14 protein-coding genes are annotated in these 15,528 nt (G+C 72.1%); 1 reads left to right on the forward strand and 13 read right to left on the reverse strand.

The window, feature by feature from the left end; all coding sequences use genetic code 11:
• Positions 1-87: 87 nt before the first annotated feature.
• The 13 genes from GLX30_RS01820 to GLX30_RS01880 form a co-directional block, all read right to left on the reverse strand.
• A complete protein-coding gene (locus tag GLX30_RS01820; RefSeq protein WP_159682708.1) occupies positions 88-960 on the reverse strand; it encodes a phosphatidylinositol-specific phospholipase C/glycerophosphodiester phosphodiesterase family protein in 873 nt (290 codons plus the stop codon).
• A gap of 170 nt (positions 961-1,130) precedes the next feature.
• Positions 1,131-1,793, reverse strand: coding sequence for an ATP-binding cassette domain-containing protein (locus GLX30_RS01825; protein ID WP_159682711.1), 663 nt, complete (start codon positions 1,791-1,793; stop codon positions 1,131-1,133).
• Positions 1,786-2,682 carry an ABC transporter ATP-binding protein gene (locus tag GLX30_RS01830; protein WP_244258407.1) on the reverse strand — a complete coding sequence of 299 codons (897 nt, stop codon included), beginning with the start codon at positions 2,680-2,682 and terminating at the stop codon, positions 1,786-1,788. Before GLX30_RS01830 ends, GLX30_RS01825 begins: the two co-directional genes overlap by 8 nt.
• A gap of 116 nt (positions 2,683-2,798) precedes the next feature.
• A complete protein-coding gene (locus tag GLX30_RS01835) occupies positions 2,799-3,665 on the reverse strand; it encodes an ABC transporter permease (RefSeq protein ID WP_159682714.1) in 867 nt (288 codons plus the stop codon).
• A complete protein-coding gene (locus tag GLX30_RS01840; protein WP_159694797.1) occupies positions 3,658-4,623 on the reverse strand; it encodes an ABC transporter permease in 966 nt (321 codons plus the stop codon). The genes GLX30_RS01835 and GLX30_RS01840 overlap by 8 nt, the downstream gene beginning before the upstream one ends.
• Positions 4,624-4,646: 23 nt before the next feature.
• The gene (locus GLX30_RS01845; protein ID WP_159682717.1) at positions 4,647-6,242 is read right to left on the reverse strand and encodes an ABC transporter substrate-binding protein; all 1,596 of its coding nucleotides are present in this window, start codon (positions 6,240-6,242) and stop codon (positions 4,647-4,649) included.
• A 98-nt stretch (positions 6,243-6,340) separates the two neighbouring features.
• Complete coding sequence (locus tag GLX30_RS01850) at positions 6,341-7,414, reverse strand: acyl-CoA dehydrogenase family protein (RefSeq protein ID WP_159682720.1); 1,074 nt, start codon at positions 7,412-7,414, stop codon at positions 6,341-6,343.
• Complete coding sequence (locus tag GLX30_RS01855; RefSeq protein WP_159682723.1) at positions 7,411-8,598, reverse strand: acyl-CoA dehydrogenase family protein; 1,188 nt, start codon at positions 8,596-8,598, stop codon at positions 7,411-7,413. The genes GLX30_RS01850 and GLX30_RS01855 overlap by 4 nt, the downstream gene beginning before the upstream one ends.
• Positions 8,595-9,563 (reverse strand): NADPH:quinone oxidoreductase family protein, encoded by a 969-nt coding sequence (locus tag GLX30_RS01860; RefSeq protein WP_159682726.1) that lies wholly within the window; start codon positions 9,561-9,563, stop codon positions 8,595-8,597. Before GLX30_RS01860 ends, GLX30_RS01855 begins: the two co-directional genes overlap by 4 nt.
• Before the next feature lie 79 nt (positions 9,564-9,642).
• On the reverse strand, positions 9,643-10,230 hold the full coding sequence (locus GLX30_RS01865; protein WP_159682729.1) for an XRE family transcriptional regulator: 588 nt from the start codon (positions 10,228-10,230) through the stop codon (positions 9,643-9,645).
• 66 nt (positions 10,231-10,296) lie between these two features.
• Positions 10,297-11,043: a PIG-L deacetylase family protein gene (locus GLX30_RS01870; protein ID WP_159682732.1), complete on the reverse strand. Its 747-nt coding sequence runs from the start codon at positions 11,041-11,043 to the stop codon at positions 10,297-10,299.
• Positions 11,044-11,075: 32 nt separating this feature from the next.
• Positions 11,076-12,377: an alpha/beta fold hydrolase gene (locus tag GLX30_RS01875; protein ID WP_159682735.1), complete on the reverse strand. Its 1,302-nt coding sequence runs from the start codon at positions 12,375-12,377 to the stop codon at positions 11,076-11,078.
• 167 nt (positions 12,378-12,544) lie between these two features.
• Entirely contained in the window at positions 12,545-14,026 is a 1,482-nt protein-coding gene (locus GLX30_RS01880; protein WP_159682738.1) for a cellulase family glycosylhydrolase, read from the reverse strand.
• 410 nt (positions 14,027-14,436) lie between these two features.
• On the opposite strand from GLX30_RS01880, the gene GLX30_RS01885 reads away from it, so the two are divergent.
• Positions 14,437-15,408, forward strand: coding sequence for an acetylxylan esterase (locus GLX30_RS01885; RefSeq protein ID WP_159682741.1), 972 nt, complete (start codon positions 14,437-14,439; stop codon positions 15,406-15,408).
• Positions 15,409-15,528: the final 120 nt, after the last annotated feature.

The following is a 15,528-nucleotide window of genomic DNA, read 5'->3' on the forward strand; positions in this document are numbered from 1 at the left end:
CGGCCAGTCTGGCGCAGCGGAGGTCCCGTACGGCCGACTGGCGTGTCCGCCGTACGGGTGCATCTCGAAGATCCGGCGGAAAGGTGGTCACCCGCGGTCGTGAACGCGCAGGAAGCGCTCCAGACCGGCCAGGTCGTCGGTGTTGATGTGGTCGGCGCCGGCGGCGAGCAGTTCTCGCCAGACGGCGTCGCGGGCCGGCCCCTCGAGGTCGGGTGTGGCCCAGAAGCGGACGCGTTGGGAGCGCCGGTGGGCCGTGGCGACGAGGGTGTGCAGCTTCTCGCGTTCCGTGACCGGGAATTCACCGTTGCCGAGCCAGCTGAAGCTGTGCGTCCAGTTGCTGGAGATCAGCGGGATGAAGGAGGCCGGAGCGGGCTCGGCTGCGGCGAGGTCGTCGAGGCGGCCGTCGTAGAAGGCGTACCGCACGCGCTGCGCCTCCATCGGGGCGCGGGCCGTACGGTCCCCGGAGACGACCGGGGTGACGGCACCGAGGCGTACGTGCCCGTGGGCGCAGCTGCTCAACATGCGCCGGTACTCCCGCAGTTGGCGGTCGAGCTCCAGGTAGGCCGCGACGCCGTCCGTCTTGATGTCGATCAGCAGTTGGACGGGGCGGCGACGGCCCCGGTACACGCTGCCGTGGTTGGCGCGCACCCGGGCGAGCAGAGGGTCGAGGTAGAGCGAGCGCAGTGTGCGGGCGGGGTCGAGTTCGGCCGGTTCGTGGGCGACGAGCAGCTCCCCGTCGACAAGGAAGATGTCGGCCTCGACGCTGGTGAAGCCGTGCGACAGCGCGTCGTGCAGGGGATGTTCGTGCAGATAGTCGTTGTGCGCGTGGGCCCGGCGCAGCGGCGCCGGGCCGTCCGGTGCGCCGCCGCGGGCCGTGGCGCGGGCCTGGGACGGCACCGCGACGGCACCGGCGAGTGCGGCGGCGAGGGTGGTGACGGCTCTGCGACGAGTGGTCGGCACGAATGACCTCCGGGCTCTGCGGGTCGGGAGGGACACCGGTGAGTATCCGCCGGACCGGCCCCAATGGGCAGGGCAGCACCAAGAGTTCGGCCATCCGTCATGTTCCGTGCCCGTCCCCCGGGGGTACACCGCCCGGCGTCACACGCGCCCCCGGATCCGCTCAGGGGTGCTCACGCGTGCGCGATACGGGACCACTCGACCGTCCGGTCGCACCAGCGGTCGAGCAGGACGCGGTCGTGGCCCACCGCGAGCAGGCCCGCGCCGTGTTCGCGGCGGTAGTCCTCGACGACGCCGACCAGCGCCGCGGTCGTCGACGCGTCGAGCATGGCCGTCATCTCGTCGCAGACCAGCCAGCGCGGCCGCAGCACCAGCGCCCTGGCCAGGCAGGCGCGTTGGAGCTGGCCGTCGCTCACCTCGTGCGGTCGCCGGCCGAGGAGTTCGCCGGTGAGACCGACGGCCTCGGCGGTCTCCAGAGCGCGGGCGGCAGCGTCGGCGCGGCTTCGGCCGACGGCCCGCAGGGGCTCGGCGATCACCTCACGCAGTCGCAGCCGTGGGTCCGCGGAGAGCCGGGGCTGCTGGAAGACGACGCCGACGGCGGTGCGCAGGGTGCGCGGGGCCGCGTGGCGCCATCCGTTCACCGGTTCGCCGTCGATGACGACCCGGCCGGCGGCCGGCCGGTGCAGCAGCGCGGCGACCTTCGCGAGCGTCGACTTGCCGCAGCCGCTCGGTCCGAGCAGCCCTACCGCCTCACCGGGGGCGATGGTCAGCGAGGCGCCGCGTACGACGGGCTCGCGGCGGTCGTACCCGGCGGTGACGTCCCGCAGTTCAAACATGCCGGTCCTCCGCGTGGTGGCAGGCGACGCCGCCGACGAGCCGTGGCAGGACCGTGCAGGCGTCGTCGGCCCGCGCGCACCGAGGGGCGAACGCGCAGCCGGCCGGCAGGTCGCCCAGCTCGGGCGGCAGGCCGGGGACGGGGGCGAACTCCCTCTCCGGCAGGGCGTTCAGCAGGCCGCGCGCGTACGGGTGGCGCGGTCCGGGGCTGCCGAAGAAGGTCTCGGAGGAGGTGATTTCGACGATGCGGCCGGCGTACATGACGGCGACCCGGTCGGCCGTCCGGGCGGCTGCGGCGAGATCGTGGGTGATCAGCAGGAGTGCGCGTCCTTCGTCGGCGTGCCGGCGCAGTTCGTCGGCGGTGTGGTCGACGAGATCCCGGTCCAGGCCGGTCGTCGGCTCGTCGGCGAGCAGCAGCGGCGCGTCGCCGACGAGGGCGATCGCGGTGGCTGCGCGCTGTGCCAGTCCCCCGGAGAGCTCGTGCGGGTACCGGTCGAGGTGCCCGGCGGGGAACGCGGCCCGTGCCGCCGCCGTGAGGGCGGCTTCGCGGGCGTCGCTGCCGCGCAGCCCGGTCAGCGCGCGTACGGTCTCGGCGAGTTGGGCGCCGACGGTGCGCACGGGCGTGAGGTGCGCGGCGGGACTCTGGGGGACGAGCCCGATCCGGCGTCCCCGTACGGTGCGAGCGAGGGTGCGTTCGCCGGCGCCGAGCAGTTCCACGCCGTCGACGACGGCGGACCCGGCGGTCCGGGCGTTCGCGGGGAGCAGTCCGAGGAGGGCGGAGGCGAGGACGGACTTGCCGCAGCCGCTCTCACCGACGAGTGCGAGGCATTCGCCGGCCGCGAGGTCGAACGTCGCGTCGCTGACCGCTGCCACATGGCGCCTGTCGCGCATCTTGAAGCGCACGGACAGGCCGCGTACGGCGAGCACGCGCCGCGCCGCGGAGGACGCGGAGGGGGCGGCCGGGGTCTCGGTTCCCACGGCCGGCGACGGGTCGGTGGACGGCGCGGTCACAGCATCAGCTCCGATCGGCGGCGGGGGTTGAGCCGTTCGCGCCAGGCACCGGCCAGCCCGGCCACGGCGAGCGTGGGGACGATCAGGAAGAGGCCGGGGAACAGCGTCGGCCACCAGTCACCGGCGAGCAGCGAACCGCGGGCGGACTGCACGAGGTTGCCGAGGCTCGCCTGGTGGGTCGGCAGGCCGAGGCCGAGGAACGACAGCGCCGATTCGTGCCACATCGCGTGCGGCACCATCAGTACGGCCGCGAGTCCGGCCTGCGGGAGCACCCCTGGCAGCAGATGCCGTACGGCGACCCGCCACCGGGTCGCGCCGCCGCTGATGGCCGCGTCGATGTACGGGCGTGCGCGCAGCGACAGCACCTCGGAGCGGACGATGCGGGCCGTGGAGAGCCAGTGCGTCAGCGCGACGGACACGATCACGGGCCAGACCCCGGGGCGGAACATGGCCACGACGAAGATCCCGAGCAGCAGGTGCGGCACCGAGGAGAAGGTGTCCACCAGTCGCATCAGGGCCCTATCGGTCCAGCCCCCGAACACCGCGGCGGCCGCGCCGACCACGGTGCCGATGACGGTGGCGACAAGAGCCGCGACCACCCCCACGAGCAGCGAGACCCTCAGTCCGTAGACGCAGCGCAGCAGCAGGTCGCGGCCGACGTCGTCGGTACCGAAGGGATGGGCGGGCGACGGCGGCCTAAGCTTCATCGACAGGTCGACGGCCTGCTGGTCGAGCTGCACGAGCGGCGGTACGAGCAGAACGGCCAGCGCCACGGCCACCACGGTCACGGTGGACACGGCGACGCGTGCGGTGCGGGTGGAGCGGCGGGTGCGGCCCTGGGACGTCCAGGCGAGGTCAGCCATCGAAGCCCACCCTCGGGTCGGCCAGTCCGTACAGCAGGTCGGACAGGAGGTTGCCGAGCAGGACGGCCGCCGTCGCGAGCACGGTGAGCGCGGCGAGCAGCGGGAAGTCGACGGACGTCGCGGCCTGCACGGTCGCGGCGGCGATGCCGGGCCAGCTGAAGACGGTCTCGATCAGCAGGGCTCCGGTGATGAGTTCGGGCACTCGCGAGCCGATGAGGGTGAGCATGGGCAGCATGCCGGAGCGCAGTGCGTGCCCGAGAAGGACGGTGCGTTCGGCCAGGCCGCGTGCGCGGGCTCCGCGCACCGGGTCCTCGTCGAGGGCGTCGCCGACCCCTTGGCGCACGTAGAGGAAGAACCACGGCAGTTGGCTGACGCCGAGGACCGCGGCGGGCAGCACCAGATGGCTCGCGACCTGTCCGGCGGTCACGGTGTCACTGGCGGTGTCGGTGAGCCCGCCGGCCGGCAGGACGCCGAGTTCGAGGGCGAAGAACCAGATCGCGAGGAGTCCGAGCCAGAACGCGGGTGCGGCTTCGAGGGTGTACGCCAGTGAGCTGACGCACCGGTCGAGGAGTCCGCCGCGGCGGCGGGCGGCGAGCACGCCGAGGGTGGTGCCGAGCACGATGGCCAGTGCGAAGGCGGTGAGGGCGAGCAGCGCGGACCAGCCGATCCGCTCGGCGATCACGTCGGCGACCGGCTGCCGCATCACACTGGAGTCGCCGAGGTCGCCCGTCAGCGCGGAGGTCAGCCAGTCCCACCAGCGGGTGACGAGCGGCTGGTCCACGCCGAGGTTGGCGCGAATCTGGTCGAGGTTCTCCTGTGAGGCGGTGAGGCCGGCGCTGCCGGTGTACGCCTTGACGGGGTCGAAGGGCGAGGCGGCGGCCACGGCGAAGACGGCGAAGGTCACGGTCAGCAGGACCGGGACGGCGAGCAGGGCCCGCCGTCCCGCCATCCGCGCCATCGCCGCGGCGGGGAGGGCGCGTTTCACTTCTTCGGCGTCCAGTCCTCGACGTTCCACCAGGGGCCGGAGGCCAGGCCGTGGTCGTGCGGCTCGACCTGGGTGGCGAGGCCGTCCCACGTGTCGTTCACGACGTACAGGTGGTCGATGTGGGTGAGGAAGGTGTATCCGGGATTCTTGACCAGTTCACGCTGGACGGTGTCGTACGCGGCCTTGCGGGTGGCCTTCTCGTCGCTGCGTCGGCCGGTGTCGAGGGCCTTGTCGACGGCCGGGTTGTCGTACCAGGCCATGTTGTTGAAGCCGTCGCCGGCGAGGGCGGAGTTGAGCAGCAGGTACTGGTCGAAGTCGGGGTCGCCCGGAGCGCCGCCGCCGGCGAGCACGGCGTCGTGCTTCATCCGCGGTTCGATGACTTCCCAGGTGCCGGCCTTGGTGGTGATGTCGATGCCGGCCTTCTTGGCGTCGGAGGCGTAGGCGAGGGCGTGGTCCTGGCGGAGTTTGTCGCCGGTGAGGTACCAGAGCGGGAACGCGGCGCGGACGCCGTTCTTGGCGCGGATGCCGTCCTTGCCGGGCTTCCAGCCGGCCTCGTCGAGGATCTTCTTGGCGCCTGCGAGGTCGTGGCGGCGCTCCGTCCCGTCGGTGAACCACTCGCTGCCGGTGGGGACAGGGCCGTAGGCGGGCTTGCCGGCGCCGTCGAGGATGCTGTCCACCATGGCCTGCCGGTCGACGGCGATGTCGAGCGCCCGTCGCACCGCGGGGTCGCCCGCGACCTCGTTGTGGGTGGGGAGGGTGACGGTCCGGTAGTCGTAGGTGGTGGCCCGGTACGTCTTCCTGCCCTGCTCACCCTCGAACCCCTTGGCCAGGTTGGGCGGCAGGATCGCGCCGTCGAGGTCGCCGGCGCGCAGCCGGGTGGCGCGGACGTCGTCGTCCTTGATGATCGCCATGGTGAACTTCTTCACCGCGGGCGCGCCGCCCCAGTAGTGCGGGTTGGCCTTGAAGCTGATCTTCTCGCCCTTGGACCAGCCGGTGAGGATGTAGGGGCCGGTCCCGATCGGCTTCGTGGTGAACGGGCCGGTGTTGACGTCCTGCCGGCCCGCGATGTGCTCGGGGGCTATGGGCAGGACGGTGCGCTGCGCGAAGGCGGCGTAGGGGTACTTGAGTGTGAAGACGACCGTGTCGTCGCCTTCCGCCCTGACGTCCTTGACCGCGTCGAGTTCGGTCCTGGAGGCGTTGTTGGTCTTCTTGTCCAGGACGGTGCGGTAGGTGAAGACGACGTCCTTGGCGCTGAAGGGTGCGCCGTCGCTGAACTTCACGCCCTTGCGGAGCTTGTACGTGTAGGTGAGGCGGTCGGCGCTGACCTCGGGCAGATCCGCGGCGAGGGCGGGCCGGAGCGTCATGTCCTCGTCGAAGGCGAGCAGCCCGTCGAAGATCTTGGAATTGCCGTCCTTGCCGTAGCCGAGCAGCGGGCTGAGGCTGTCCGGTTCGTAGGCGATGCCGACGACCGCCGAGTCCTTCGCTCCCGATCCCGCGGCGCCCCCGCCCGGGTTCGAGCAGGCCGCCGCGCCGAAGGTCAGCGCGGCGGCCATGGCCGTGGCAACGGCAGCCCGTATCGATCGGCCCGTCATGAACGTCCACCCCTGTTGAAGATCAGCCGTTATTGCAAAGCTCTCGCATTAAACAGCATGTAAAGGGTGCGACGGAACGGGGGGTGTTACGACCGTGGCTACGGAGCCGGAAGATCGACGAGGGTCGCCAGTGCCTCCTTGTGCCGTCCGGGCGTGCCGAGCGCGATCTCGTCGGCCTTGGCGCGCTTGAGGTACAAGTGGGCGGGGTGTTCCCACGTCATGCCGATGCCACCGTGCAACTGCACGCACTCCTCAGCCGCGTGGACCGCGACCCGTGAGCAGTACGCCTGGGCGACGGCCACCGACAGCGCCGCCTCCGGGCTGACGGTGGCCAGCGCGTCGGCGGCGGCACGGGCAGCCGCCCGCGCGGAGACGACCTCGAGCCACAGCTGCGCCATGCGGTGCTTGAGCGCCTGGAACGAGCCGACGGGACGGTTGAACTGGTGCCGTTCGCCGGTGTGCCGGACCGTCTCCTCCAGGCACCACTCCGCGAGACCGAGCTGCTCCGAGGCGAGCAGTCCTGCCCCGGCGAGCAGTCCACGGCGCACGGCGGCAGCGCCCGCCGCGCCGTCCGCCAGTCGTGTTCCGCCTTCCCCAGCGGTGACGGCCGCGAGGGGACGCGTGAGGTCGAAGGGGGTCAGCGGTTCGACGACGGCCTGCGCCGCCTCGACCGCGTACAGCCCGTCGGCCCTGAGCACCAGCAGCACATCGGCCGTCGCCGCGTCGGCGACACCCGTGATGCGCCCGGCGCCGTCCGGCAGCGGACCGTCCGGCGCCGCCGACAGCGGCACGGCCACAACGGCTGTGCGCCGGCCCTCCGCCAGTTCCGCGAGCAGCTCGGCGACGGCCTCCGTTTCCGTGTCGAGCGACAGCAGCGCCTGCGTCGCGACGACCGAGCTGGTGAGATACGGTGCGGCGACCACGCCACGCCCCAGCTCCTCCAGCACGACCGCGGCCTCCCGGTGGGACGCGCCCTGGCCGCCGAGCTTCTCGGGCACGAGCAGGCCGGCGGCGCCCATCTCGGCGGCGAGCGAGTTCCACAGCCGCGGGTCGTAGGGCGAACCGGCCTCGGCGCGGGCCGCGAGTGCCGCCGTGTCGCCGCGGGCGGCGACGAGGGACCGCACGGCGGCGCGCAGGTCGTCCTCGGTCTCCGAGTAGAGCAGATCCGTCATCGCGCGAGGTCCTTCCAGGCGACGTCCTTGTCGTTGCGCGGCTCGGCGGGCAGCCCGAGGACGCGTTCGGCGACGATGTTCAGCAGCACCTCGGTGGTGCCGCCCTCGATCGAGTTGCCCTTGGAGCGCAGATAGCGGTAGCCGGCGTCACGTCCGGTGAAGTCGACGAGTTCGGGCCGGCGCATCGTCCAGTCGTCGTACAGCAGCCCTTCCTCGGCGCGCAGTTCGACCTCCAGGCCGCTGATCTCCTGGTTGAGGCGGGCGAACGCGAGCTTCATCGCGCTGCCCTCGGGGCCCGGCTGGCCGACGACGAGCTGCTGGCGCAGCCGCTCACCCGCGAGCCGGGAGACCTCGGCCTCGACCCACAGGGTGAGCAGCCGCTGGTGCAGGTCGTGGGTGCGCAGGTCGGGGCGTTCGCGCCAGGTTCTGGCGATGGGGCCGATCATCCCGCCCTCGCGGGGCAGACGCATGCCGCCGATGGCGACGCGTTCGTTGTTCAGCGTGGTCTGGGCGACCTTCCAGCCCTCGCCGACCTCGCCGAGGCGGTGCGCGTCGGGGATGCGCACGCCGGTCAGGAAGACCTCGTTGAACTCCGCCTCGCCGGTGATCTGGCGCAGCGGCCGGACCTCCACACCGGGGTCGGTCATGTCACAGACGAAGTAGGTGATGCCGCGGTGCTTGGGCAGGTCGGGGTCGGTGCGGGCGATCAGGATGGCCCAGCGGGCGACGTGCGCGCTGGAGGTCCACACCTTCTGGCCGTCGACGATCCACTCTCCCGAGTCCTCGTCCCGTACTGCGCGGGTGCCGAGCGCCGCCAGGTCGGAGCCGGCCCCCGGCTCGCTGAACAGCTGGCACCACACCTCTTCACCGGTCCACAGGGGGCGCAGGAAGCGCTCCTTCACCTCCTGCGATCCGTACTTGAGGATTGTGGGCGCGGCCATGCCGAGTCCGATGCCGATGCGGCGCGGATCGTTGTCGGGCGCTCCGGCGGCGGTCAGTTCGGCGTCCACGACGGCCTGCAGGGAGCGGGGGGCGCCGAGGCCGCCGAGGCCCTCGGGGAAGTGGACCCAGGCGAGGCCCGCGTCGAAGCGCGCCTTCAGGAAGTCGGCGCGGTCGGTGGTGGCCGGCGGGTGCGCGGCCAGCAGCTTCCTGGTGAGGTCGAGCAGTTCGGCTGCGTCCGTCATCGGCCCGCTCCGTCCGGAACGACGACCAGACGGCCGGTGGTGGTGCCGTCGGCGACGCGCTGCACGGCACCGGCGGCGTCCTTGAAGGCGACCCGGTCGCTGATGAGCGGCTTGATCAGGCCCTTGGCCGCGTAGTCGGTGAGCGTCTCGTGGCAGCGACCGATGGCGCGCGGGTCCTTGGTGGCGTACAGGCCCCAGTGCAGGCCCATGATCGAGTAGTTCTTGACCAGGGCGTGGTTGAGGGCGGGGGCCGGGATGTCGCCGCTGGCGAAGCCCACGACGACGATGCGGCCCTCGAAAGCCACGCACTTGGCGGACTTGGCGTACGCGTCGCCGCCCACCGGGTCGTAGACGACGTCCGCGCCGCGACCGCCGGTCGCCTCCTTCACGGCGGCGACGATGTCCTCGGTGCGGCGGTCGATGACGACGTCGCAGCCCAGCTCCCGGGCGACGGCGGCCTTCTCCGCCCCGCCGACGACGCCGATCACCCGTGCGCCGGCCGCCTTGCCGAGCTGCACGGCGGCGCTGCCGACGCCGCCCGCGGCGGCGTGGACGAGCAGCGTCTCGCCCTCCTTGAGGGCGGCCCGGCGGTGCAGCCCGAACCAGCCCGTCTGGTACCCGATGTGCAGGGCGGCGGCCTCCGCGTCGTCGAGCGCGTCGGGCGCGGGGAGCACCGCGGCCGCGTCGGCGACCACGTACTCGGCGAGCCCGCCGTTCGGCAGCGCGGGGTTGGCGATGACACGCCGGCCGTCCTCGGTCTCGCCGCAGACCTCGACCCCCGGGGTGAACGGCAGCGGCGGCCTGACCTGGTATTGCCCCCGGCAGAGGAGGGCATCGGGGAAGTTGATGTTGGCCGCACGGACCTTCAGGAGGAGCTGTCCTTCGCCGGGCGTGGGCCGGTCCACCTCTTCGAGCCGCATCACCTCGCTCGGCTCGCCGTTGCGGTGCACTTGCCATGCCTGCATTTCGGGGCCTCCCACACGTAGGGCAGTACTGTGCTGCGCCGCATACTAAGCGGTCGCTTGCCCGTCCGGGAAGACCCCCTCACGTCTCCTTGGGCCTGGCCCGCACATGCATCCGTTCCCCTTGCGGCCCGAAAAGGCTCAGAAATTCGATCGGCCGGTCGTCGGCGCACCCGAACCAGTGCGGCACCCGGGTGTCGAACTCCGCCACCTCGCCCGGCCCCAGCACCACGTCGTGGTCCCCGAGCACCAGCCGCACGCGGCCGGACAGGACGTACATCCACTCGTACCCCTCATGGGTACGCGGCTCCGGCTGCTCCCCGGACGGCTTGTGGATCACCTTGTACGCCTGGAGCCCTCCCGGCCGCGCGGTGAGCGGGTACATCGTCCGGTGGCCGCGGACGATGGGCTTGGCGCGCACCCGCGGATCGCCGACGGGCGGCGCGCCGACGAGCTCGTCCAGCGGGACCTGATGGGCGCGGGCGATCGGCAGCAGCAGTTCGAGGCTCGGGCGGCGCCCGCCGGACTCCAGCCGGGACAGCGTGCTCACGGAGATGCCGGTCGCCTCGGAGAGCGCGCCGAGGGTGGCCCCCCGCTCGCGCCGGATCCGGCGGAGCCGCGGGCCCACCTCGCTCAGTACGGCGTCCAGCCGTGTGTCGTCATCACTCATGCACCCATTGCAGGAACAGCAACGCCATTTGTCAAACAGACAAACCAACGGCGGCAGGCGGTCGCGTCAGCGCCCGAACAGCTCGAACGTGACGGCCGGGCGGCCGCCGAAGCGCGGAGCCGCCATCTCGGCCATGCGGGTGAGAAACGTACGGCAGTACTCCTGCGGGTCCTGCTCCGTCAGGCCCTCGATGTACAGGCGGTGCTCCAGCAGCGACGCGACGGACCTCTCGAGGCCGGGTCCCGCATCGACGGCGTGGGTGGGGCTGGTGGAACCCGCCACCGCGACCCAGCGCACGCCGTCCCAGGGCTCGAGGCCCTGCTCGGAGATGAGCTCGGGGAAGATCCAGCGGTTGCCGGCGTCGGCGACCGCGTCGAGGGTCGCCCGGCCGACGGCCCGGTGGTCGGGCGTGTTCCAGGCGGTGCCGCCCCAGGTGTCACGGTGGTTGAGGGTGATGACCAGCTCCGGCCGGTGCCGGCGGACGGCCGCCGCGATGTCCCGGCGCAGGTCGGTCCCGTACTCGATGACACCGTCCTTGTGATCCAGGAACTCGACGACGGAGACGCCGACGACGGCCGCGCTCGCCCGCTGCTCCCGCTCGCGCAGCGGCGCGCACTCCGCGGGGGCGATCCCGTCGATGCCGGCCTCTCCCCTTGTGGCCAGCAGGTAGGCGACCTCACGGCCCTGGTCGGTCCATCCGGCGACGGCCGCCGCACAGCCGTACTCGAGGTCGTCGGGATGGGCGACGACCGCGAGCGCGCGCTGCCAGTCGGCCGGCATCTCTTCGAGCTGTTCGGTCTTCTGATCGGTCATGTCCCGCAGGATACGTATCCACTGATCATGTGTCAGAGCTCCTGGCGGGCGAGTGCCAGGAGCCGGTCCACCACCCGTGGTCCGCCCGCCCGCACTCCGTCGTGCTCGTACTCGTCGGTGACCCAGGTGCGCAGCCCGCGCACGGCACGGGCGGTGCGCAGCGAGTGGGCGGTGTCGACGTACATGTCGTCGTGGTAGACGGCCGCCGCCACCGGCACCTCGTTCGCGGCGAGCCGGGCCGGGTCGTACAGCGGCGCCCAGTCGGTACGGGCGGCGAGCAGCTCCGCGGTCTCGCGCAGCGGCCGCAGTGCGGGATCCACCTCGAAGTGCCACGGGTGGACCGTCTCGCCGGTGAACATCAGCGGCCGGTCGCCCTCGAGAGCCGCGACCGCGTCGAACTCGGGGAAATCGGCGCGCACCCGCTCCGCGGCCCAGTCCGTCGGCCGCCCGCCCTGGGCGTAGATGGCCTCGTGCAGCACCGCGTACAACGGGTTCGCGGCGAAGGAGAGGACCGGGCGTACCCCCTCCTGGAAGGCGTCGGACAGTTCATGGCCCGACGCCGTGCGCACGAAGGCGTTCTCCAGCAGGTAGTGCAGTTGGTGGCTGCCGTCCCCGCCGCCCAGCAGGATGCCCAGCGACTGGAACGCCTCCGGTGTGAGGGTGTAGCCGCCGGGCAGCCGCGCCGGGCGCTCCGCGAGATGGGCGGCGATCCGCCGGGCGCGCTCCACGTCCTGCGGGTAACGGGCGTAATGCGCCTCGGCCTTGCGCCGGATGCGCGGGTAGGCGGCCCGGTAGACGTCGTCCGCGTGTGCGTCGAGGGACGGCAGGCCGCCGGTGATCAGGACAGTGTCCAGCCCTTCCGGCGCTGCGGACAGGTAGTGCGTGGCGCAGAAGCCGCCGAAGGACTGACCCAGCACCGTCCAGGGCGCTCCGCCGGTGAGGCGCCGCCGGACCGTCTCGCAGTCGCGGACGATGCTGTCGGCCCGGAAGTGGGCGAGGTGGTCGGCCTGCGCCCCCGGTCCGCCGCGCCGGGCGAGCGTCTGGCGGTTCTGCGGCGTGGAGCGGCCGGTGCCGCGCTGGTCGAGCAGGAGTACGCGGAAGTCCTGGACCGCCCGCCCCAACCATGCCTGCTTGCCGATGAACCGGCGGACGGCGTTGCCGGGGCCGCCTTCCAGGTACACCAGCCACGGCTTGCCCGTGTCCGGGTGGTCGGCGGCGGACACGACCTCGCGGGCGTAGAGCTCGAGCTGCTCGCCGGCCGGATCACCGTGGTCGAGCGGGACGGTGAAGTGGTGGTCGGTGAGAACGACTCCCGGCTGACGGTAGCTGGCCACTGCTGCTCCTGTTCCCTGTGCGCCCCCGCCCGTCCAGTGGATCACAGGGGACGGGCGGGGGTGCCGGGGGGTGGCCGGCGCCGGGCGAAGTGCTCGCCGATGGCCCTGGGGAGGGCAGGCCTGCCGGCTCAGCCGGTCGAGTCAGCCGGTCGGGTCAGCCGGTCGGGTCAGCCGGTCGGGAAGTTGTCCGCCGGCCTGATCCGGTCACGCACCCAGACGCCGGCCGGCTTCAGCGAGCCGGTGCCGGTCCAGGGGCCGTTGTCGGCGCAGATGCCGCTGTTGAACACGGCGCCCGACCTGTTGTCGTCGGAGTAGTTCCAGTTGACCCAGCTGATCTTCTTGCTCGCCATCAGGTCGATGTAGCGCTGCGACATGGTGAAGTCGTCGGCGCCCTCACCGGCGTAGTCCTGCGTGCCGAACTCGGTGACGAACATGGGGATGCGGTCGGCCGCCCGGGACAGGGCGCTCAGGTACTCGTCCCTGTGCGAGGCCGCGTAGAAGTGGAAGGTGTACATGATGTTGGAGGCGTTGACCGGGCTGTTCACGACCTCGCTCTCGTTCGACCCCTCGGAGACTCCGAGGGAGGACCAGGCACGGGTGCCGACGAGGACCGGGCTGTCGGCGTCGTAGCGCCGGATGACCGGGATGAGCTCCTCCGCGTAGCCCTTGATCCTCGACCAGCTCACGCCGCTGGGCTCGTTGGCGATTTCGTACAGCACGTTGGTCTTGTCCTTGTGGCGCTGCGCGATCTCGGTGAAGAAGGTCTTCGCCCGCGAGAGGTTGTGGTGCGGGTCGCCGGGGCTGAGCATGTGCCAGTCGACGATCGCGTACATGCCGCGGGAGGTGGCCTGCTCGATGATCGAGTGGACCTTGTCGGTGAAGCCGCGCGGGTCCGTCTCGTAGCCGCCCTCCTGGACGTACATCGAGATCCGCAGGACGTCGGCCTTCCAGTCGGTGGCCAGGGCGTCGAGGGAACCGCTGGTGACGCACCGGCTGTACCACTGGAGGCCGTGGGTACTCATGCCGCGCAGCTGGATCGGGTTGCCGTACTGGTTGCAGAGCTTGGTGCCGCAGACCTTGAGCTGTCCGTTGACACCGGCCGGGGTGCCGCCGGTGGTGGGGGTGGTCCCGACGGCGAGGTGGTCCACGTTCGGGCCGCCGTCGGACCCGACGGCGGTCGCCCTGATCACGTTGGTCCCCGCCTTGAGGTCCGCGGTGAGGGTGGTCGTGGACCAGGAGGTCCAGGCACCGGTGCCCGGGAAGGCGCGGTCGTCGGCGACGAGCGCGCCGTTGACGGTGATGTCCATCGGCCTGCCGGACGTGGTGCCGTTGGCGAAGCGCAGCGTGAGGCCGACCCGTCCCGCCTGGGCCGCGTCGACCGTCCACTGGACGTAACTGCCGCTGGCGTTGTCGTAGTTGACGAATCCGGCGCCGGTGAAGCCGGCATGGTTGGACTCGACCAGAGCACGCGAGACGGTCGCGTTCTCGGCCTCGTGGGTGACAGCCGCGACTGCCGTCGGGGTGGGGGCAGGCCGGTCGGGCGCGGGGGTCGCCGGGGCGGCGGGTGCGGTAGTGAGGGTGAGGAGCAGAGCGGCGCCGAGGGCGCCGATGCTGCCCAGGGGGCGTAGCCAGAACCGTGCCGGTCTCATGGGGGACTCCGTTGGCTGGGCGGATAGCCGGACAGGCCGAAGAATCGGCGGGGGTTTGATTGGAAGGAAACTTTCCTAACCGAAGGGTTTAGCAGGGCCTCGCACCCCCCACAAGAGGCATGACGAAACAGGGACCTCCGACCCGCCGCACGCCCGGCAGAGGCGGCCCGGCCCGCGCACTCGGCTGTCCGCCGCTTCCAGCGTGCGGGCCCGAGCCGGTTCGGGCAGGTCAGTGGGGCCGAACGGAGGGCAGGCGCACCGGCGGCCCGGTCGCGGCCCCTCGTCACGCGGCGTCATGGAGGGCCGGGGCCGCGCGCGTCGCCATCGCCGTTCCATCTGTCGGGCGACTCTTGCTCCGTGGTGGCGGTCCGTGTTGATCTGCTGACACATCTCGTAGGAAAGGCGGCCCCATGGCCCTGTTCGACCTGCCTCTGCCAGAGCTCCGCGCATATCGCAGCGCCTCCGCGGAGCCGGAGGACTTCGACGCGTTCTGGGCGAAGACGCTCGAGGAGGCGCGCGGCCACGATCTCGACGCCCGCTTCGAGCCGGTACCGACCGGCCTCAGCACCGTGGACGTCCACGACGTGACCTTCGCCGGCTTCGGCGGCCACCCGGTGAAGGGCTGGCTGGTACTGCCCGCGGGGGCCGAGAAGCCGCTACCTCTGGTCGTCGAGTTCCTCGGTTACGGCGGCGGCCGGGGCCTGCCGCACACGCATCTCCTGTGGGCGTCGGCAGGATTCGCGCACTTCGTCATGGACACCCGGGGCCAGGGCAGCGGCTGGTCGACCGGCAACACCCCGGACCCGGTGGGCAGTGCGCCGGCCTACCCCGGCTTCCTGACACGGGGGATCGAGGACCCGCACGAGTACTACTACCGCCGGGTGTTCACCGACGCGGTCCGTGCGATTGAGGCGGCACGCTCGCACCCGCTGACCGACGCCGCCCGCACCGCGGCCGTCGGCGCCAGCCAGGGCGGCGGGATCACGCTGGCCGCCGCCGGTCTCGTGCCCGACCTCGCGGCCGTCGCGCCCGACGTGCCGTTCCTGTGCGACTTCCCGAGGGCGACGACACTCACGGACCGCGAGCCGTACCGGGAGGTGGGCCACTACCTGAAGACCCACCGGGGCCGGAGCGAGCAGGTGGCGCGGACCCTGGCCTACTTCGACGGCGTGCACTTCGCGGCGCGCGGCCGGGCGCCGGCGCTCTTCTCAGTGGCGATGGAGGACCAGACCTGCCCGCCGTCGACGGTGTTCGCCGCCTTCAACGCGTACATCCACGAGGACAAGCAGATAGAGGTCTACGACTTCAACGACCATGAGGGCGGCGGCCCGTTCCAGGAAGCCGCCCGCCTGCGCTGGCTGCCGCGGCGACTGACGACCTGACGCCGGGGTACGGACGCGGCCTTGACCGTGTCCGCAGGAGAGCCTACGTTTCCCTAGAAAGCGCTTACTGTCCCGCTCGGCGGCCCGCCGCCCGACCGAAGGAGACGAGTCGTGAGCACG

This window comes from Streptomyces sp. Tu 2975 (assembly GCF_009832925.1).
GTDB lineage: Bacteria > Actinomycetota > Actinomycetes > Streptomycetales > Streptomycetaceae > Streptomyces.

Coding starts and splice junctions, on each gene's coding strand:
- GLX30_RS01825 (WP_159682711.1), bottom strand. CDS start 1,793: ATGTTTGAACTGCGGGACGTCACCGCCGGGTACGACCGCCGCGAGCCC.
- GLX30_RS01830 (WP_244258407.1), bottom strand. CDS start 2,682: ATGCGCGACAGGCGCCATGTGGCAGCGGTCAGCGACGCGACGTTCGAC.
- GLX30_RS01835 (WP_159682714.1), bottom strand. CDS start 3,665: ATGGCTGACCTCGCCTGGACGTCCCAGGGCCGCACCCGCCGCTCCACC.
- GLX30_RS01840 (WP_159694797.1), bottom strand. CDS start 4,623: ATGGCGCGGATGGCGGGACGGCGGGCCCTGCTCGCCGTCCCGGTCCTG.
- GLX30_RS01845 (WP_159682717.1), bottom strand. CDS start 6,242: ATGACGGGCCGATCGATACGGGCTGCCGTTGCCACGGCCATGGCCGCC.
- GLX30_RS01850 (WP_159682720.1), bottom strand. CDS start 7,414: ATGACGGATCTGCTCTACTCGGAGACCGAGGACGACCTGCGCGCCGCC.
- GLX30_RS01855 (WP_159682723.1), bottom strand. CDS start 8,598: ATGACGGACGCAGCCGAACTGCTCGACCTCACCAGGAAGCTGCTGGCC.
- GLX30_RS01860 (WP_159682726.1), bottom strand. CDS start 9,563: ATGCAGGCATGGCAAGTGCACCGCAACGGCGAGCCGAGCGAGGTGATG.
- GLX30_RS01865 (WP_159682729.1), bottom strand. CDS start 10,230: ATGAGTGATGACGACACACGGCTGGACGCCGTACTGAGCGAGGTGGGC.
- GLX30_RS01870 (WP_159682732.1), bottom strand. CDS start 11,043: ATGACCGATCAGAAGACCGAACAGCTCGAAGAGATGCCGGCCGACTGG.
- GLX30_RS01880 (WP_159682738.1), bottom strand. CDS start 14,026: ATGAGACCGGCACGGTTCTGGCTACGCCCCCTGGGCAGCATCGGCGCC.
- GLX30_RS01885 (WP_159682741.1), top strand. CDS start 14,437: ATGGCCCTGTTCGACCTGCCTCTGCCAGAGCTCCGCGCATATCGCAGC.